Consider the following 20,699-nt stretch of genomic DNA (forward strand, 5'->3'; position numbering starts at 1 on the left):
GAAGTCTTTAAAAATGAATACCTTATCTGAAAAAAAAGCAATGCTAACTGCCAATTTACAACAAATGGGAAAAGTAATCGTGGCTTTTTCTGGCGGGATTGATAGCACATTAGTGTTAAAAATGGCTTTAGAAACGCTCGGCAAGGAAAATGTCTTAGCAGTCGTTGCTAACTCAGAATTATTCACAGATGAAGAATTTAATAAAGCAATGGCCTTAGCAAATGAAATGGGTGCCAACGTTGAAGCAACCACTTTAAATTACTTATCCGATGAACATATTGCTAACAACACACCAGAAACTTGGTATTACAGCAAGAAGATGTTCTATACACAATTAAACCAAATCGCTGCTGAAAAAGGTTTTGATCATGTCTTAGACGGTATGATTATGGATGACAACAGTGATTTCCGTCCGGGTTTACGGGCTCGTGATGAAGCTGGTGCAGAAAGTGTTCTTCAAACAGCTGGGTTCTATAAAATTGATGTTCGTCAATTAGCAAAAGCATTAAACTTGAATAACTGGAACAAAGTGGCCAGCTGTTCAGTTTCTTCACGCTTCCCATATAACACAGCCTTAACAGAAGACAAGATTGCACAAGTCATGCAATCTGAAAAATTCTTGCGTGATTTAGGTTTTGCAACGGTCCGTGTCCGTTATCACGAATCAATCGCCCGGGTTGAAGTCCCAGAAGCCCAAATTGCAGACTTCTTAACACACAGTGAACAAATTAACCAAGCACTACAACAAGTTGGTTTTGAATTTGTGACCGTTGATTTAGCCGGTTTCAAGAGTGGTCGGATGAACGAATCATTATCAGAACAACAAAAAGCAGCCTTAATGACGGCTTAATTGAAGCAATATTAAAAGATTAGGGGTTAACCCTAGTCTTTTTTTAGTTTTGAAGTGTTTCGACCGCTAATAAAGTGGCTTCTATGTTAAACTAACATAGATACTTTTTAAAACGAGGCGAAAAATTTTGGAACATATTTATTTAGACAACGCAGCAACGACCCCGATTGCCCCAAAGGTAATTGAGACGATGACCACGCAAATGGCCCAATATTTTGGGAATGCGTCAAGCACCCATTTCTTTGGACGCCAAGCACACACGGTTTTAGATACAAGTCGGCATATTTTAGCGCAAAGTATTAATGCGAAGGATAACGACATTATTTTAACCAGTGGTGCTACTGAAAGTAATAACATGGCAATCCTACAAACGGCTCAAAAACGAGCTAACGAAGGTCAACGGATTATCACGACAGCCATTGAACATCATTCTGTTTTAAAACCAATGGCTTATTTAGAAAGCCAAGGGTTTGATGTCGTTTATTTGCCTGTTAACAAACAAGGTGTTATTGAATTGGCTGACTTAAAGGCTGCCTTAACCCCTGAAACAATCTTAGTCTCGATTATGATGGGGAATAATGAAATTGGCAGTCATATGCCGATCCATGAAATCGGCCAACTTGTTCATGAATCAAATGCGTGGTTCCATACGGATGCCACGCAGGCCTATGGGCTATTGGACATCGATGTGCAAGCAGATCAGATTGATATGTTATCTGTTTCAGCACACAAGATTAATGGGCCTAAGCAAATTGGTTTCTTGTACGTGAATGACGCAATTCATTTGCCATCATTTTTAATGGGTGGCGAGCAAGAAAAGAAACGCCGTGCGGGGACAGAAAATATTCCAGCCGTCGCTGGGTTTGCCAAGGCGGTTGAATTGTTGACACCAGCTGTTAAGGCTGAACATCGCGCTCGGTATGCTGGTTTCAAACAACAAGTCTTAGAGACGCTTCAAGCAAACGGGATTGATTTTGAAGTCAATGGTGCAGGTCGTGACGATATGGTGGGTCACGTATTAAATCTGTGGATTAAAGGTGTTTCAACCTATGTCTTGCAGATGAACCTTGATTTAGCAGGCTTTGCGATTTCAGGTGGTTCAGCATGTACTGCTGGTGATTTGGAACCCTCACACGTTCTGATCGCCATGTACGGTGAAGATAGCCCACGAGTTGCCGAAAGTATTCGAATTAGTTTTGGTGTTGAGACCACTGAAGCAGATGTGACTGCCTTTTGTGCCGCATTAACTAAAATTGTGCAAAAAAACTTGGCTAAGCAAGCCGGTAAAGCCTAGGCGCAACCGCTTCATCTATGCTAAAATGAAACTATCAATCAGTTGATGGAGGTAGCAAGATGGCTTTATTAAAAGAGACAGCAACGGTTTTAGGCAATACGACACAATATGGGTTAAGTGATGCCGTTAAGAAATATACATTACGGGATACTGGCTTCATGCCAACCAACAATGGTAATTTCCAATTGGAACGGCCCCTTGATCCTAATTCACCCTTTAATACAGCGATTAAGCTTAAAATTACGGTTGGTAAAGAATTGAAGACGCTCAAAATGTCGGTCACTTCCGCTGATGGGTTACATCCAGTTAACATTTTTAAGGATGAAAAGAACGCTGAAAACGTTGAACAATTTAATTTCATTATTAATCACTTGATTGAACGGGATATTTTGGTAGCCCAAGCATAATCAAATGAGGATGGGAACGCTACCAATGGTCAAAGTTGGTTAGGGTTCCTTTTTTATTGACAATTACTTATGAAAAGTGAGTGTTATGGTTTGAAATATGAGCGAGGATTGCTATAATGGTAGTACTGGAATTCACGACCTTCAAATCGTAGAAAACTAGAATCTATTTGAAATGATGGTGATATTGTGGTTGACCACAGTAATACACGAGTCGTCGTTGGTATGAGCGGCGGCGTGGACTCATCAGTCACAGCCTTATTGTTAAAGCAACAAGGTTATGACGTGATTGGTGTTTTCATGAAAAATTGGGACGATACGGATGAGAATGGGGTCTGTACCGCAACGGAAGATTATGAGGATGTTGCCAAGGTTGCTTCTAAAATTGGCATTCCTTATTATTCCGTTAACTTCGAAAAGGAATACTGGGACCGCGTGTTCGAATATTTCTTAGACGAATATAAGCACGGTAGAACACCTAATCCAGACGTCATGTGTAATAAAGAAGTGAAATTCAAGGCTTTCTTAGATTACGCAATGGAACTAGACGCTGATTTCATCGCAATGGGCCACTATGCTCAGATCGAACGCGATGAAAACGGCATTGCCCACATGTTGCGTGGCGGTGATAGCAATAAAGATCAAACATACTTCTTGAGTGCACTTTCTCAAGATCAATTACAAAAATCAATGTTCCCAATCGGTCACATGCAAAAATCAGAAGTCCGTCGTTTAGCTGAAGAAGCTGGCTTAGCAACTGCTAAGAAGAAGGACTCAACTGGGATTTGTTTCATCGGCGAACGGAACTTTAAGCAATTCTTAGGCGAATACTTACCAGCACAACCAGGTAAGATGATGACTGTCGACGGTCTTGAAAAAGGCACCCATGATGGTTTGATGTACTACACAATCGGTCAACGTTCTGGTCTTGGTATCGGTGGCGGTGGCGAATCAAACGATCCATGGTTTGTTGTCGGCAAAGACTTAGAGCAGAATATTCTTTATGTGGGCCAAGGCTATCATAACGAGTTACTCTATGCTGACCAATTGGATGCAAGTAAGATGACTTGGATCACACCAATTGATCACGGCACAGATTTCCATTGCACAGCGAAGTTCCGTTATCGTCAACAAGATGTTGGCGTAACAGTTCACATGACTTCAGAGACAACTGCCACAGTTGTCTTCGATGCGCCAGTGCGCGCTATTACACCCGGACAAGCTGTTGTTTTCTACGACGGCGCCGAATGTTTAGGTGGGGGCACAATCGACGTGGCTTATAAAGTCGCTAACGATGACGCTGACAAGCAAGTTTTACAATACGTCTAATTAAAAGAATTCACGACCCATTAGGAAGAAGCGATGCCAAAGATCATCTTGGCATCGCTTCTTTTTTGGACTGATTTTACATAATTTCAAGATAGGTGTTTACAAATGTTCAAAACGGTGTTAAATTGAAAGCGTTAACAAAACGAGGAGGCGCTAATTATGAATTTAGCAAAATATATCGACCATACATTATTAAAACCCGAGGCAACAATGGCCCAAGTAGACCAAATTATCACAGAAGCAAAAACCTATCAATTTGCATCGGTTTGTTTAAATCCTTACTGGGTGAAACGTGCTAGTGATGCACTTCAAGATAGCGACGTTAAAGTTGTGACTGTCATTGGATTTCCTTTGGGCGCAACCACGACAGCTACTAAGGTTTTTGAAGCCCAAGATGCCATTGAAAATGGGGCTGATGAATTAGACATGGTTATCAATGTTGGTGAATTGAAAGCAGGTCACGATGAACAAGTGTTAAGTGATATTCAAGCCGTTGTCAAAGCAGGCCATGCTGCTCAAAAACACGTGAAGGTTATTATTGAAACTTGTCTATTATCGGATGAAGAAAAACGACGTGCTTGTGAATTATCTGAACAAGCAGGTGCTGATTTTGTTAAAACATCAACTGGTTTTTCAACTGGTGGCGCAACGGTTGCAGACGTTACTTTAATGCGTTCAGTTGTTGGTGATCGGTTAGGGGTTAAGGCCTCTGGCGGTATCCATTCAAAAGAAGACGCCGAAGCAATGATTGCAGCTGGTGCAAATCGATTAGGCGCCAGTGCCGGGGTTAAAATCATGAACAGCAAATAAAAGGAGCGAACAAAAATGCAATTCAAACGGGTTTTTACAGTTGTCTTAGATTCAGTTGGGATTGGTGAAGCAAGCGATGCTGCCAATTTTAATGATGTCGGTGCCGACACCCTTGGCCATATCGGGGCGTTTTATGGGGAACAATTTAAGTTGCCTAACTTACAAAAATTAGGCTTAGGTAATATTCGCGCATCTGATCCGATTAAGGGCATCCCTGCGGTGCAACCAGCATCGGGCTATTTTGGTAAGATGCAAGAAACTTCAGTGGGTAAAGATAGTATGGATGGTCATTGGGAAATGATGGGGTTACCGGTTAAAGAACCACTTGGCTTTTTCCCTAATGGCTTCCCCAACGAATTAATTCAAAAACTAGCTGTTTTTAGTGGTCGTTCTGTAATTGTTAACCGCCCCTATTCAGGGACCGATGTGATTCGCGATTATGGGGAAGAACAACTCGCAACAGGCGCTTTAATTGTTTACACGTCCGGTGATTCCGTCTTACAAATTGCTGCTAATGAAGCGGTCATTCCGCTTGAGGAATTATACCGAATTTGCGAATATGCTCGGCAAATAACAATTGAAAAGCCATACCGAATCGGCCGCGTCATTGCACGTCCCTTTAAAGGACAAGACAAAGCGCATTTTGAACGGACTTCAGATCGGCATGATTATACATTAGAACCAACCGGGACGACTGATATGGATCGTTTGAAGGCAGCTGGCTTGGAGGTCCTTGCAGTGGGTAAGATTAACGATATCTTTTCTGGTAAAGGGATTACAAGTGGTGTGCATACAGAAAGTAACCATGATGGGATGGTCCAAACCATCAAGAATGCACAAACCGATTTCACCGGGTTTAGTTTTACAAACTTAGTTGATTTCGATGCGATGTACGGTCATCGTCGTAATCCAGAAGGTTACGGGGCCGCTTTAATGGCATTTGACCAACAACTAGGCGAATTATTAGCCGTTTTAAAACCCGATGACTTGTTATTAATTACGGCAGATCATGGCAATGATCCTGGTTTCAAAGGGACTGATCATACGCGTGAATATGTGCCATTGTTAGCTTATTCACCTAGCTTAGCGGGTAACCAATCACTTGGTGTTCGTACAACTTTTGCCGATCTAGGCGCAACGATTTTAGAAAACTTTGATTGTCCAGCAGGAGAAATTGGCACGAGCTTTTTAACACAATTAAAATAATGGAGGCGTCATTTCTATGAGTACACATATTGAAGCCCAACAAGGGGACATTGCAGAAACTGTTTTATTACCTGGTGATCCATTGCGCGCTAAATATATCGCTGAAACGTTTTTAACAGATGTGCATCGCTATAACACAATTCGGAATGCATTTGGTTATACCGGTTACTACAAAGGGCAAGCTATTTCAGTCCAAGCTTCTGGTATGGGGATTCCATCCATTTCAATTTACGCTAATGAATTAATTCAATTCTATGGTGTTAAACGGTTAATTCGCGTTGGCACTTGTGGCGGTTTAGGGACTGATGTTCACGTCAGAGACGTTGTCATCGCCCAATCCGCAAGTACAGATTCTGCTATTATTCAAAATACATTTGGTGCTGGGTTGTATTATGCACCGACGGCCGATTTTAAACTTTTAATGAAGGCTTACCAAGCAGCCCAACAAGCACGCATTGCGGTTAAGGTTGGTAATATCTTATCAGAGGATCGTTTTTACAACGATGAAATTGATCGACAAAAGCTAATCCAATATGGTGTTTTAGGTTCTGAAATGGAAGCTGCAGCACTTTATATGTTGGCAGCGAAGTTTAACGTTCAAGCATTAGCCGTGTTGACGATTAGTAATCACATCATTACCGGGGAAGAAACCTCAGCTGAAGAACGCGAAAAATCGTTCAACGAAATGATAACGGTTGCATTAGAGGCTGGTATTGCTTAAAACAGGGAAGTAGGGGACGAAATGTATCTTTTAGTGAATATTATCGGTTTAATTGTCTTTGTCGGGTTGGCCTTTTTATTCTCGAAACAAAAGTCGCAGATTAAATGGCGTTCAATTGGTATTATGATGGCAATCAATCTTTTTCTAGCTTGGTTCTTAACCGGCTTTCCAATTGGCCGCAATATCGTTATGGGGGCGGCCAATGGGTTTAACTGGTTGGTGCAAGTCGCTTATACCGGGATTGCCTTTGCTTTACCAAGTTGGGTCGCCGTTAAGCAAATGGATTTTGTGACGAGTGTTTTGTTACCAATTCTAATGATTATCCCGTTATTCGATATTTTGACGTATATCGGGGTTTTACCATGGATTATCAAGTGGTTAGGGCGGGGCTTATCAAAAGTAACGGGCCAACCAAAGTTTGAATCATTTTTCGCAGTTGAAATGATGTTTTTGGGGAACACTGAAGCGTTAGCTGTTTCAGCATTACAACTCAAACAAATGAAAGGCGAACGGAACTTAACGTTAGCCATGATGTCAATGAGCTGTGTAACAGCGTCCATTATTGGGGCGTATACACAAATGATGCCGGGGCAATTTATTTTAACCGCGATTCCGATTAATATTATTAACGCGATTATTGTTACCAATATCTTGAATCCCGTTGAAGTGACCCCAGAAGAAGATACGATTGCAACGATGAGTGGTAGTGGGTCAGATACTTCCGACGAACAAGTAGATGTACAAGGTAAAGAACCCTTCTTTTCATTTTTAGGGGATTCAATCTTGAATGCTGGTAAGTTAGTTTTGATCATCACTGCTAACGTTATTGCCTTTGTGGCATTAGCTGCTTTGATTGATAAAGTCTTACAATTGATTAATCCTTGGATTACATTGGAACATCTTTTAGGGATTATCATGTTCCCATTTGCTTGGTTGATGGGCTTAGATGTTAGTCACGCTTTTGAATTTGCGCAGTTTATGGGGACTAAGTTAGTGACAAATGAATTTGTTGTGATGGGCAAAGTGACAAATACGATTGGCGATTTTGCACCACATTACAAGGCCATTTTAACGGTCTTCATGACCTCGTTTGCCAACTTCTCAACAGTCGGCATGATTATCGGGGCATTCAAAGGCTTAGTCGATAAATCGAAGAATAATTTAATTGCTAAAAACGTTGGGTATATGTTACTTTCTGGTATTTTAGTATCATTATTATCAGCAGCAACTGTTGGCTTATTCGTTTGGTAATTTGAAAGGGAGTTTTTAGAAAAATGGCATTTCAGGCGGCACGTAAAAATCAAATTCGAACAGAAATTTTAGCAGGTATCACAAGCTTCTTTGCGATTTCATATATCATTGTTGTTAACCCAATGATTTTAAAAGATGCGGGAATTCCAGCTAATCTTAGTGTGTTCGCCACGATTTTTTCATCAGCAATTGGCTGTTTTATCATGGGGCTTTGGGCCAAGGCACCAATTGTTTTGACACCTGGGATGGGGGTTAACGCCTTTTTCACGTATACCCTAGTGGTAGGGATGCATTTGACTTGGCAACAAGCCGTGGCCATCTCTTTTTTCAGTAGTTTGATTTATGTTGGGATTGCCTTTACGCCGCTTAGTGAGCGTTTATCGGCCTTAATCCCAGCATCGTTAAAGGCGGGGATTACGGTTGGCATTGGGTTATTCCTAGTTGTTTTAGGGCTTGAAAAAGCCGAACTGATTCGCTCGGGTGGTACGCAGTCGTTGCTTGCTTTAGGTGATTTGAGTCAAGCAACGCCCTTGTTAGCCCTTTTAGGGTTGACCGTTACGCTCGTATTGTATTTAAGACAAATACCAGGGAGTTTTATCGTCGGCATTTTCTTAATCAGTGGGCTTTCAGGAATCTTTAGACTTGTGCCACAAGCCACAACCCAGATTACGATTAGTCAAATTCGTGACTATCCGCAACTCTTAATGCAGGGTGATTTTAGTTCTTTATGGACGTTGAAATTTGGACTCGCCGTTTTTTCAATGACCATGATCTTAGTTTTTGAGTCGATGGGCTTGTTGGAAGGTCTGTTGACCAATCAGCAACAATTTAAACGCGCCTTTCAAGCCAGTGCGGTAACGACTTTACTCTCGGGGTTCTTAGGGACCAGTCCCACCGTCGCAGCTGCCGAAAGTGCTTCAGGGATTGAAAGTGGTGGGCGAACGGGCATCACCGCTTTTACGGCGGGCACATTATTTTTAGGCGCTCTTTTCTTTATTCCATTGTTGCGCTTTGTGCCTCAAGCGGCAATTGCACCAGTCATTATTATTACCGGTGCTTTGATGATGATGCAGGTCCAAGCAATTGATTTGCAAGATTTTACAGAATGGTTTCCAGCCTTTTTAATGATCGTTTTGATTCCATTAACAGGTTCAATTTCAACAGGCTTAGCATTTGGCTTCGTCTTTTACCCAATTGTGAAATGGGCGGGCCACAAAACACGACAATTAAATTGGACTTTAGTTGGCTTAGCGATGCTTTTTCTATTAGAATTGATTTGTAATACTTTTTTGATGTAATGAATTTGATGAATAGAGGTTCAAATCATGGTAGAAATTGAGTCGCATAAAAAAACACAACAGAGTTTAGCTGTTGCCAATTTATATTACAAAGCCAATATGAGTCAGGAAGAAATCGCTAAAAAACTAGCCATTTCCAGACCAACCGTTTCACGGCTTTTGCAATATGCTAAAGAAATCGGGATTGTCCGGATTGAAATTGTTGACCCCTATGCTAGTGCGCAAGCATTAGAAGCGTTAATTCAACAAAAATATGATTTACCTGAAGTGCACGTCGTTTATACAGATGCCGCCGATTATCAGCGGACAATTGCTCAGTTGGGACAATATGCAGCTGATTATTTAACGTCAATTGTTAAAGATAATGATTTAATCGGTGTCAGTTGGGGTAAGACATTAAATCAAGTCGCGCTAGCACTGAAAGAACAAACGGCTCAAAACGTCAATATTATTGAGTTAAAGGGGAGTGTTACTTACACCCCCACACCGGTTTATGCCGAAGAAGTCCTGATGAAATTTGGGGCGGCTTTCCATACAGCCCCCCATGTCTTGCCGTTACCGGTTGTTTTTGGCAACCAAACGACACACGATGTTGTCATGGAAGATCGCCATATTCGACGGATGATTGAGATGGGCAAGCAAGCAAACATTGCGATTTATACGGTCGGTACGGTGCGGGATGAAGCCTTACTTTTTCAAACGGGTTATTTTAATAAAGAAGAACAAGCAGTGCTGCAACAAAAAGCGGTCGGCGATATTTGCTCGCGCTTTTATAACACGAGTGGTCAAGTGACATGTGCAGCAATTGATCAGCGAACCGTTGGGATTCAACTCGCGGATTTGAAGACGAAGGAACATAGTATTTTAGTAGCAGGCGGGCAACAAAAAATTGCGGCCATTAAAGGCGCATTAGCGGGGCACTATGCCAATTGTTTAATTATCGATGTGCATACAGCCCAAGCATTGATTGCCCCTGACTAATAAGAAGGAGTGATTAGCATGAGAATGGTCGATATCATTGATCATAAGCGACAAGGTGGCGCCTTAACAGCAGCAGAAATCCAATTCTTTATTGATGGGTATACAGATGGCACCATTCCAGATTATCAAGCAAGTGCGTTACTGATGGCGATTTATTTTAATGACATGACAGATGATGAACGGGCATTATTGACGATGACGATGATGCGCTCTGGCGATCAATTAGATCTTTCGATGATTGACGGTGTCAAAGTCGATAAACATTCAACGGGTGGTGTCGGTGATAAGACCAGTATTCCACTCGCACCAATGATTGCAGCGTTAGGGATTCCCATCCCGATGATTTCAGGGCGCGGTTTAGGCCATACTGGTGGCACTTTGGATAAATTGGAAGCGATTCCAAATTTTAATATTTCATTAACGGAAGAAGCCTTTAAAAAGCAAGTGGCGGAGATTAAGCTTGCGATTATTGGGGCAACCGGTAATATTGCCCCCGCTGATAAGAAGATTTATGCCCTCAGAGATGTGACTGATACGGTTGATTCAATTCCATTAATTGCTGGGTCAATCATGAGTAAGAAGATTGCTTCAGGGACCGATGCGCTGGTATTGGATGTTAAGACTGGTTCTGGGGCCTTTATGAAGACCGAAGAAGATGCTAAAGAATTGGCGCAAGCTCTCGTTAATATTGGGCGTAGTGTGGGGATGCAATGTATGGCCGTTATTTCGGATATGAATCAACCTTTGGGCAATGCGATTGGAAATGCACTTGAAATTGAAGAGTCAATTGACATCTTAAAAGGGGAAGGACCGGCTGATATTACGGAGTTAATTTTAACATTAGGCAGCCAAATGGTCGTTTTAGCCGGGAAGGCTACTACGCTAGATGAAGCGCGTCAATTACTCCAAGGCGTGATTGATGGTGGTCGAGCACTTGAAGCCTTTCGTCAAATGATTATTTATCAAGGTGGCGATCCTGCTGTTATTGAAAATCCAAAATTGATGCCACAAGCACAATATCAAATCGAATTACCTGCTAAAAAAAGTGGTTATGTGACTGAAATGACGGCGAATGAAATGGGGATTGCTAGCATGCTACTTGGCGGTGGCCGGCAAGCGAAGACCGACGAAATTGATTACGCAGTCGGATTAGTCTTACACAAAAAGATTGGCGATGCCGTTCAAAAAGGTGAAAGTTTATTGACGATTTATAGTAATCGAGAAGATGTTAAATCGATTGAGGACTTGCTTTATGCCAATATTAAGATTGGCTCAGAAGCGCAAAAAGTCACTTTAATTCATGCGTTGATTCAATAATAGAAAGGACGTTAATGGGAGATTTTAACCATTAACGTCTTTTTTAGAATAAAATCACAATGTATCGATTAAATAACGCATAAACAATCAAATTTATTTGTGAAATTTAATAAATCACTAGCCAGAATTGACAAATTCGAACTAAATAGCGTACAATATAATTACACGCTGATTGCGTGATGTTTCACAAAAAATAACGATGAAATCGTTTTTAGATATTTTAGGAGGCAACACTATGAAAGTAGCAGTAATTGGTTGTACACACGCAGGCACTTTTGCAACACAAGCAACATTGACAGCTCACCCAGATTGGGATGTCACTGTTTATGAAACACATGACAATTTGTCATTCCTATCTTGTGGGATTGCACTTTGGGTAGGTGGCCATGTCTCTGATCCTAAAAAAATGTTCTATTCAAGTCCAGAAATGTTAGCCCAATTGGGTGCCCATATGAAAATGCAACATACTGTCTTGAAAGCAGACTTAAAAGAAAAAGTCTTGCACGTTAAGAACTTAGTTACTTCTGAGGAAACAATTGAAAAATTTGATAAAATTATTGTCACAACTGGTTCTTCACCAGTCATTCCACCAATTGAAAGTATTGATAATCCCAACGTTAAATTATGTAAAAACTGGGAACATGCTAACGAATTGAAGAAGAGTGCACCTGATGTGAAGAGCGTCATTGTGATTGGTTCTGGTTATATTGGTGCTGAATTGGCTGAAGCTTATGCGACAACTGATAAGAAAGTGACCTTGATTGATGCTTTACCACATGCACTTGGTAAAAACTTTGATCCTAATATCTCTGAGATTGTTGAACAAGATTACAGAGATCACGGTGTTCAATTAGCCTTAAGTGAAAAGGTAGTTAGCTTCTCAGGCACTGATCAAGTAACTGTTAAGACGGATAAGAATGAATATACAGCTGACCTTGCAATTTTATGTGTTGGTTTCAGACCAAATACTGGCCTCTTCAAAGATCAAGTTGAAATGCTAGGCAACGGTGCGATTACAACTGATGAATATATGCAAACATCTGTTAAAGGTGTCTATGCTGCCGGCGATGCCGCTGCTGTTTACTATAACCCAACGCAAAAAGCAGATTACATTCCCTTGGCAACCAATGCTGTTCGCCAAGGCTTGTTAATTGGTCGTAATATTGAAACGCCAACTGAAAAATATATGGGGACGCAAGCAACATCAGCCGTTGAATTGTTCGGTCGGACATATTCTGGTAGTGGTTTGACCGTTGAAGGCGCTAAGGTCCGCGGAATGTCCGTTGCGACAACTACTTTGACTGAAGATTATCGCCCAGACTTCATGCCATCAACAACACCTGTTTTGATGAACTTAACATGGGATCCTAAGACGCGCCAAGTTTTAGGGGGTTCATTTACAAGTCAATATGACATTGCACAAGCGGCTAACGTGATTTCAATGGCTATCCAAACTAAAATGACAATTGATCAATTAGCAATGGTCGACATGTTCTTCCAACCTAACTATGATCAACCGTTAAACTATGTCAATGCAATTGCAATGAAAGCTGTTGCTGAAAGTAATTAATCAAAAAATGCGTGAAACGCTTTTAAAGGTACTGGGAAAATCTTTTCCCCGGTGCCTTTTTTGCTATAAAAAACGACCTTTTAATAGGATAGACTTGAATTTAGGCGATGACTCTTTCATAATGAAAAGTAAGTTATTTTGAGGAGAAAGTGTATGACAACTTTATATTTTGTACGTCACGGTAAAACTGAATGGAATTTGGCGGGGCGCTATCAAGGCGCTAATGGTGATTCGCCACTACTGGCTTCTAGTTATACAGAAATCGGTGAATTAGCTGATTATTTAAAAGATATTCAGTTTGCCCATCTCTATACGAGCCCGATGAAGCGCACGCGTGTGACGTCAGCGACCCTTAAAAAGGATTTACACCAAGATTTTCCCATTACAGTGGTTGATGGCCTCCACGAATTTGACCTGGGCTTAATGGAAGGCATGTATTTCACTGAAGTTAAGGAACGGTTCCCCGAAACGTTACGGACATTTCGCGAAGCACCGGCTGAATATGATGCGAGCGTCATTAATGGTGAAAGCTTTCCGCAAGTAATCAAACGCACAACTGCGGCGATTGCGCAGATCATGGCTACGGCTAAACCAGATGATCAGATTTTAATTGTGAGTCATGGCGCAGCGCTAGTGGCCATGATTCAGGCGTTATTGAAAACCCCCTTGGCAGATATTCGTGCTCACGGTGGTTTAACGAACTCATCGGTCACAACTTTAAAAACGACTGATCAAGGTCAATCGTTTGAACTATTAGATTGGAACGAAACGTCCTTTTTAAGCCGCACACTTTCTGCGTCAGATACCATTTAGGAGATGATTTGATGAAACCCGAAATTTTAAAAAAATGGGCAGCTGGGCAACATGAAGAAGCCGTTCAACAGTTAGTTGATTATTTAGAAAAAACACCCACGGACATCGAAGCATATGTCACGCTCGCGACTTTTCTGACAACCCTCAAGGATTATGAACAGGCCGAAGTCTTATTACAAAAAGCGTTAACGCAGTTTCCAGGAAATGACGCGCTCGAATATGCACTCGGCACCCTTTATTATCAAGCGGAAGCTTATCAACAAGCCGAAACTATCTTCTCGCAATTGGTGAAAGACACTCAGGCCCTAGATGCACAGTATATGTTGGCCCAAACTTACCATCAATTGGCACAAAATGCGCGAGCAATGGCTTTTGCGCTTACTGTTCAAGAAAAACAACCCGAGCAATTGGATGCTAATATCTTAGTCGGCAATATTTTGATTAGTCTAGGCGATTTTGACCAAGCACAGACCTACTTTAAAAAGGCACATCGCATCGATGCTCAAAACGGGGAAGCGGTCTTCAAATATGGTTTAACCCAGCTGGTTCTTGGTCAAGAAAGCCAGTCATATTTTGAACGTGCCAAAGCGTTAGATCCAGCATATTTTGAAAAAAACAAACAACAACTGATTGATATTGAAGGCTTTATGCGCGCCAAAGATCAGAAATAATAGGGATGGCGATTTTGGAAACAGAAAATACGGTCGATAATAAACCAACCGTTACCGGAACGGTCCAAAGTATCTTTTACGAGAATCCCGGTAACTTTTTTAAGATTCTCTTGATTAAAATTGCCCATAAAACGATTGATTGGCATGAGCCGGAGATTGTGGTGACTGGTAGTTTTGGCGATATTAAAGAAGATGAGCGTTATACGTTCTATGGTAAAGTCATCACGCATCCTAAATATGGACAACAATTTCAAGCTGACAACTATCAGGTTGACCAACCGACGACTAAGACAGGCTTAGTCGCCTATTTATCGGGCGAAAAATTCGCTGGTATTGGCCAGAAAACAGCCGAGAAGATTGTCGATACCTTAGGGTTAGACGCGATTGATAAAATTTTATCAGATTCAACTGTACTGGCGCCTCTAGGGCTAAACGCGAAGAAGCAAGCGACGTTGGTTGAAACGTTGACGATTAATAATGGGATGGAACAAATCATTATTGGGCTTAATAATTATGGTTTTGGGAGCTCGATGGCCTATAATATCTACCAAACTTATCACGAAGATACCTTGAAGATTATTCAAGAAAATCCTTATCAATTAGTCGCCGATATTGCCGGTATTGGGTTTAAACGAGCGGATAATTTGGCCGAAAAGATTGGCTTTGCAGCTGATTCACCAGCCCGGATTCAAGGCGCATTGATGCAAGCCTTGAACGAACTGACCAATCAAGCCGGCGATACCTTCACCCAAGCTAAACCTTTATTAGCAGCCAGTATCCAATTGATGGAACAAGCCCGAAACGTGGCGATTGACCCGAATTTAGTGGCAGAGCAACTAATGGTCTTAGCACACGATGGCAAAGTGGTCGGCGATGAGAACCGGATCTATCCGAATGGTTTGTACAACGCGGAATGGCAGATTGCCAACCACTTAATGCGAATTGAGAATGAACGGGATAAAATTAGTTATCCTAAACATGATCTGGATAAGGAAATTCGCCGGCTTGAGAAACGCTTTAAGATGAGCTATGATGACGTCCAAAAAAATGCAATCAAACTGGCGATGACTCACAGAGCCTTCTTATTAACAGGGGGCCCTGGTACTGGGAAAACAACCATTATTAATGGGATTGTGACTTTATTTGCCGAGTTAAATGGTCTTTCACTTGATATCAATGAATACAAAGACACACCGTTTCCAATTTTATTGGCGGCACCCACCGGGCGGGCCGCTAAACGGATGAGCGAAACAACTGGCTTGCCAGCTAGCACGATTCATCGTTTGTTAGGCATTACGGGCCGTGAAAATAATCCTGATATCGATAGTAAAGAACTAGAAGGTGGCTTATTGATTGTCGATGAAATGTCGATGGTCGATACGTATCTTTTCAGATCATTAATTCGAGCGGTGCCTAGCAATATGCAAGTCGTCTTTGTTGGTGATAAAGATCAGTTGCCATCGGTTGGTGCGGGCCAAGTCTTTTTTGATTTATTACAGAGTCAGGCAATTCCGGCAATCGAATTGCAACAAATCTACCGCCAAGACGATGAGTCGACGATTATTCCATTAGCCCATGAAATTAATCAGGGGCAACTACCAGCTGATTTACTCCAACCACAAAAGGATCGGAGTTTTATTCAGTGCAGCCCTTATCAGATTGAATCCGTGATTAAGCAAGTAGTCACTAAAGCGAAAGAACGGGGCTTTGAGACGAAGGATATTCAGGTGTTAGCACCGATGTATCGGGGCGCAGCCGGAATCGATCAATTAAATCCCATGATCCAAAATATCATGAATCCGAAAGTCGATGATCGTAAGAAACAAGTTAGTTTAGGTAACGTTCATTACCGAATTGGTGATAAGATTTTACATCTAGTCAATAGTCCAGAACTAAACGTTTTTAACGGTGAAATCGGGCAAATAACCGGGATTACGTATGCTAAAGATAGTGATGATAAGATGGACGAGTTAACGATTGCTTTTGATAGTACCGAAATTACCTATAAACGGACAGAATGGCATAAAATTACGCTAGCTTATTGTACATCGATTCATAAGGCCCAAGGTTCTGAATTTGAAATGGTGATTTTGCCATTAGTTAACCAATATCAACGGATGTTGAAACGGAATTTGTTATATACAGCAGTGACCCGAGCACGCTCATTATTGATTTTAATTGGGGAACCAAGTGCTTTTGATAAGGCGGCTAAGGAACTATCCGCAAACCGACAAACAACGCTTAAAGAACGGATTATCAGCGTCTTTAATGGTGAAAAAGTGAGTCAGGCAGTTAAAACTGCTAGTGTGGGCTTAACGGAAGCTAAACCAACTGTTGAAAAACCAACGCCGGCTAAAGAAGTAGCGCCAGAACAGTTAGCGCTAGTGGATGATGCAGCTGACAGCGAAGAGACGATTCAAGAAGCACCGGCTAATTATGAATTAACACCAGCCTTGGTGGGTGGTCATCAGATTGACCCGATGATTGGGATGGCGGATTTAACGCCGTACACATTCATGACAGATGCTAAGTAGTGTATAATAAGAAAAACGATTAAATAAAAATGAGGCGAAACAATGGCTGACCAGCGAGCTAATTTAGAAATTAGACCCGTGACAATCGAGTATTTAGAACAATTTAATGACTTATTACGATATGTTTTCCAAGTAACCGATCAGGAAGTTTCTGATAGTGGGTATGAAGAAGGCGAACTAGAACGTGCTAAACGGCCGGTCTTAGAAAAATCAGATGTGATTGGTTGGTTTAATGGCGATGAATTAATTTCCCAACTCGCAATTTATCCTTGTGAAGTTAATATTCATGGAAAAATTTTTAAAATGGCTGGGTTAACCGGTGTGGGCACTTACCCAGAATATGCCGGCCACGGTTTAATGCATGATTTAGTTAAAGTCGGCTTAGACCAAATGCGGCAAAATAAACAATGGATTTCCTATCTCTATCCTTACAGCATTCCTTTTTACCGTAAAAAGGGCTGGGAGATTATGTCTGATCATCTGACTTATGATATTCGTGATAGTCAATTACCAAAGCAACAACCCGTTAATGGGCACGTTGAACGTTTGGACATTGACGATGCGGATGTGATTATGATGTATGATAAATTCGCGCTTCGCAACCATGGTGCTATGATTCGCAATGAATTAAATTGGGATGAATATTGGCGTTGGGAAAACGAAGAAGAACGGATTGCTGGCGTTTATTATGATGAAAATGAAGAACCAACTGGCTATGTACTTTATTGGATTGCGAATGAAGTCTTTCATATTAAAGAAATGATTTATTTGAATCAAGAAGCCCGGATTGGGTTATGGAATTTTATTGGTGCGCATTATTCAATGGTCGACCACGTTAAAGGTAATCTTTATCAAGATGAACCGATTACGTTCCTATTGGATGATGGGGATATTGAACAGACTATTAAACCCTATTTTATGGCGCGGATTGTTGATGCTAAGGAATTTTTACAAGCTTATCCATTTGAAACGGATGGGCAAGCCTTCCATATTGAATTAACAGATCCATTAGCTGAATGGAATAACGGTACATTCGGGGTCTATTGGGATCAACAAGGAAAAGTGCATGTTACGAGTCGGCCGGTTGGCGAAAAGGTCGTTTGTGATATTCAAACGTTGACGACCATGTTGATGAGTTACCGACGACCATCATATTTGGCCAAGATTGAACGCCTGCAAGCCACAAAACAAACGCTTAAAAACTTAGAGAATATTATTCCCGTTGAACAACCTTACTTCTCAGATTATTTCTAAAAAAAGAGCCCTCAGTATTGGCAGTTAGCCAGAACTGAGGGTTCTTTTGGAATAATGGCATTATGGACGGATTGATATTTCAATAATGTCCGCACTTGAATAAATAATATCAGGATTGCGCTTAGCGATAAATAAAGGCGTCTCTTTGATGAAATGCGTTATGAACGCGACAATATCTTGATGAGGAAAGTCTCTAATAGCAAGCTTATTAGTACGAGGCGCATCCGCTGCTGTTCCGCATAGGACGTCATCTTCTTTGAGGACGATCTTTGTGTTGTCGAATAACGTTAATTTAACCATAATTTAAAACCACCTTTCGATATTTATTGTATCGATAAGAAAGCGTTTTTACAAGAAAAATAGTTAACGTAGTGTAGTAAATTATATCGCCAACAATTGACTAATCGATTAGATAATAACGGTCATTAAGATAACACCGATAATGAATGATGACGATAAGCTAATTTAAAGGACTAGACGGCGCTGTTAAATTCAGATAGAGTAGAGGTTTACAGGCAGTTTTAGTGAACTAGAACTGGATGGTGAGATTTAGAGGAGGATTTAGATGATTTTTTTTAAAGGAATGCTAATTGGCTTTGCTTTTGTTGCGCCAATTGGGATGCAAAATATTTTCGTGTTTAATAATGCGTTATCGAATACGACACGGCGCGCGGTTTTAAATAGTTTGTTTATTTGGCTATTTGATGCGCTCTTTTCCGTGGTGGCCTTTTATGGCATTGGTGCGGTGATTATTCAAAATGAAATTATTAAGCATACGATTATGGGAATCGGTGGGCTCTTAATCTTGTGGATTGGTTATACGATTTTACGGAGCGCGCGAGCGGCCGTTGAATTTGGTAAACTGCAGCCAATGCCACTCAAAAAAGTAATTTTCACAGCCTTTATTGCCGTCTGGGGTAATCCCCAAGCCTTGATTGATGGGACATTGATGCTCGGTGCCCTACGCGGTGACATGACTGCCAGTCAATCACTACCATTTATCATCGGCGTGGTGACGGCAACTGCTAGTTGGTTCTTCGGGATTGCAATCTTGTTTAGTATTTTTAGAGATAAGGTATCGCCTAAATTTCTAATGTGGGTCAATATCCTTAGCGCACTAATTATTATCGGTTACGGTTTGATGTTAATTGTGAAAGTGGCCGGGATTTTGATTTAGGCCGCAAAAAACGTTCATCAATTGATGGGCGTTTTTTTAGCCGTTAAGAACGGTATGATAGAAGAAAGTAAAAAATGGAGGCCTTACTAATGGCTGAATTATTAAAAGATATTTACACAGAAGCCTTCCTGACGACCTTTAGTCAGCAGGTTCAACAAGTTTATCGCCCCTTTAAAGCCGGCCAATTCGTGGCCGGCGTTTTAGCCGATAATTGGGCTGAATTAACGTTGAAACAACGGACTCGCCAAATTGCAACCGTACTCGGGCAATTTTTACCACAGGACTATTCAGAAGCGATTGCGCTTTTAGAACAGTTGGCACCTGATTGTCAGGGCCTTGCCTATCTCTTTTTCCCGGATTTCGTTGTTGTCTATGGCACCCGTCCCGAGGATTGGACGCTTTCAATGCATGCGCTTGAGGTTTTTACCCCACAATCTTCAGCGGAGTTCGCCATCCGGACTTTTATTTTAAAGGACCCAGAGCGCGCGATGATCCAAATGACACAATGGACGCAAAGCGACAATGCCCATGTGCGGCGTTTAGCGAGTGAAGGCTGTCGGCCACGTTTGCCTTGGGGAGAATCTTTACCGGTATTTAAACAAAATCCGACACCGGTCTTAGCAATTCTAGAACGGCTGAAAAATGACCCTGAACTATATGTCCGCCGCAGTGTCGCCAATAATTTGAATGATATCGCTAAGGATCATCCGCAATTGGTGATTGAAACGGCAAAAAAGTGGCAAGGACAATCTGAGGCCGTTGACTGGATCATTCGTCATGGTTGCCGGACGTTATTGCGAAAGGATTTCTTGGCGGTTCAAACCTTATTTGGCTATGCAGCCGATAGTCCCGCAAAGCCGTTAGTGCTAGCAGCAACCGTCCAAATGACCGCGAAAATTGTGGCCATTGGCGATAAATTAGCGTTTCACTATCAGATTCGGTTTAGACCGGAAGCTAAGCTACTGGTTCGGGTTGAATACGCAGTGGATTATGTGAAGGCCAATGGGCAACAGTCGCGTAAGTTATTTAAGCTAGCGGAAAAAGAAATTGATGGTCGCCAAGGGCTACGTGGTGAACGGCAAATTAATTTTAAAGATTTGACGACTCGGAAACACTATCCAGGGCAACATAACGTGGCACTGATTGTCAATGGACGAGAAGTGGCTAAAACGGCGTTTGAAGTGATCCGGCGTGAGGGGTGACTTTTTTTCGAAAACGT

Annotated in this window: 19 protein-coding genes; 18 read left to right on the top strand and 1 reads right to left on the bottom strand. The window is 41.5% G+C overall.

Annotated features, from left to right (window positions below; translation table 11 throughout):
* Nucleotides 1–13: 13 nt before the first annotated feature.
* The 16 genes from C0213_04760 to C0213_04835 all read left to right on the top strand — a co-directional run bounded on the left by C0213_04760 (nt 14) and on the right by C0213_04835 (nt 18,303).
* Nucleotides 14–850: a TIGR00268 family protein gene (locus tag C0213_04760; protein ID AUX11744.1), complete on the top strand. Its 837-nt coding sequence runs from the start codon at nt 14–16 to the stop codon at nt 848–850.
* Between the two features lie 127 nt (nt 851–977).
* Nucleotides 978–2,144, top strand: coding sequence for a cysteine desulfurase NifS (locus C0213_04765; GenBank protein ID AUX11745.1), 1,167 nt, complete (start codon nt 978–980; stop codon nt 2,142–2,144).
* Between the two features lie 59 nt (nt 2,145–2,203).
* Nucleotides 2,204–2,551: a cysteine desulfurase gene (locus tag C0213_04770; GenBank protein ID AUX11746.1), complete on the top strand. Its 348-nt coding sequence runs from the start codon at nt 2,204–2,206 to the stop codon at nt 2,549–2,551.
* Nucleotides 2,552–2,737: 186 nt separating this feature from the next.
* Entirely contained in the window at nt 2,738–3,877 is a 1,140-nt protein-coding gene (locus C0213_04775; protein ID AUX11747.1) for a tRNA 2-thiouridine(34) synthase MnmA, read from the top strand.
* 159 nt (nt 3,878–4,036) lie between these two features.
* Nucleotides 4,037–4,687 (top strand): deoxyribose-phosphate aldolase, encoded by a 651-nt coding sequence (deoC, locus tag C0213_04780; protein ID AUX11748.1) that lies wholly within the window; start codon nt 4,037–4,039, stop codon nt 4,685–4,687.
* 15 nt (nt 4,688–4,702) lie between these two features.
* Entirely contained in the window at nt 4,703–5,893 is a 1,191-nt protein-coding gene (locus C0213_04785; GenBank protein AUX11749.1) for a phosphopentomutase, read from the top strand.
* Nucleotides 5,894–5,909: 16 nt separating this feature from the next.
* Nucleotides 5,910–6,614 (top strand): purine-nucleoside phosphorylase, encoded by a 705-nt coding sequence (deoD, locus tag C0213_04790; protein ID AUX11750.1) that lies wholly within the window; start codon nt 5,910–5,912, stop codon nt 6,612–6,614.
* A 21-nt stretch (nt 6,615–6,635) separates the two neighbouring features.
* Nucleotides 6,636–7,865: a NupC/NupG family nucleoside CNT transporter gene (locus C0213_04795; GenBank protein ID AUX11751.1), complete on the top strand. Its 1,230-nt coding sequence runs from the start codon at nt 6,636–6,638 to the stop codon at nt 7,863–7,865.
* 23 nt (nt 7,866–7,888) lie between these two features.
* A complete protein-coding gene (locus C0213_04800; protein ID AUX11752.1) occupies nt 7,889–9,163 on the top strand; it encodes a permease in 1,275 nt (424 codons plus the stop codon).
* A gap of 27 nt (nt 9,164–9,190) precedes the next feature.
* On the top strand, nt 9,191–10,144 hold the full coding sequence (locus C0213_04805; protein ID AUX11753.1) for an RNA polymerase subunit sigma-70: 954 nt from the start codon (nt 9,191–9,193) through the stop codon (nt 10,142–10,144).
* A gap of 18 nt (nt 10,145–10,162) precedes the next feature.
* Nucleotides 10,163–11,461, top strand: coding sequence for a pyrimidine-nucleoside phosphorylase (gene deoA, locus C0213_04810; GenBank protein ID AUX11754.1), 1,299 nt, complete (start codon nt 10,163–10,165; stop codon nt 11,459–11,461).
* Between the two features lie 235 nt (nt 11,462–11,696).
* On the top strand, nt 11,697–13,031 hold the full coding sequence (locus tag C0213_04815; GenBank protein AUX11755.1) for an FAD-dependent oxidoreductase: 1,335 nt from the start codon (nt 11,697–11,699) through the stop codon (nt 13,029–13,031).
* Nucleotides 13,032–13,184: 153 nt separating this feature from the next.
* On the top strand, nt 13,185–13,844 hold the full coding sequence (locus C0213_04820) for a histidine phosphatase family protein (GenBank protein ID AUX11756.1): 660 nt from the start codon (nt 13,185–13,187) through the stop codon (nt 13,842–13,844).
* 11 nt (nt 13,845–13,855) lie between these two features.
* Nucleotides 13,856–14,515 (top strand): hypothetical protein, encoded by a 660-nt coding sequence (locus C0213_04825; GenBank protein AUX11757.1) that lies wholly within the window; start codon nt 13,856–13,858, stop codon nt 14,513–14,515.
* Between the two features lie 5 nt (nt 14,516–14,520).
* On the top strand, nt 14,521–17,049 hold the full coding sequence (locus C0213_04830; protein ID AUX11758.1) for an ATP-dependent RecD-like DNA helicase: 2,529 nt from the start codon (nt 14,521–14,523) through the stop codon (nt 17,047–17,049).
* Nucleotides 17,050–17,091: 42 nt separating this feature from the next.
* Nucleotides 17,092–18,303 (top strand): GNAT family N-acetyltransferase, encoded by a 1,212-nt coding sequence (locus C0213_04835; GenBank protein AUX11759.1) that lies wholly within the window; start codon nt 17,092–17,094, stop codon nt 18,301–18,303.
* A gap of 60 nt (nt 18,304–18,363) precedes the next feature.
* Here the strand turns inward: C0213_04835 and C0213_04840 are convergent, their stop codons facing one another.
* Nucleotides 18,364–18,603: a hypothetical protein gene (locus tag C0213_04840; GenBank protein AUX11760.1), complete on the bottom strand. Its 240-nt coding sequence runs from the start codon at nt 18,601–18,603 to the stop codon at nt 18,364–18,366.
* Nucleotides 18,604–18,868: 265 nt separating this feature from the next.
* Between C0213_04840 and C0213_04845 the strand changes: the two genes are divergently transcribed.
* Both C0213_04845 and C0213_04850 read left to right on the top strand, forming a co-directional pair.
* The gene (locus C0213_04845; GenBank protein ID AUX11761.1) at nt 18,869–19,480 is read left to right on the top strand and encodes an amino acid transporter; all 612 of its coding nucleotides are present in this window, start codon (nt 18,869–18,871) and stop codon (nt 19,478–19,480) included.
* 89 nt (nt 19,481–19,569) lie between these two features.
* Nucleotides 19,570–20,682 (top strand): hypothetical protein, encoded by a 1,113-nt coding sequence (locus tag C0213_04850; GenBank protein AUX11762.1) that lies wholly within the window; start codon nt 19,570–19,572, stop codon nt 20,680–20,682.
* The last annotated feature ends 17 nt before the right edge of the window (nt 20,683–20,699 follow it).

The organism is Latilactobacillus sakei, assembly GCA_002953655.1.
Taxonomy (GTDB): domain Bacteria; phylum Bacillota; class Bacilli; order Lactobacillales; family Lactobacillaceae; genus Latilactobacillus; species Latilactobacillus sakei_A.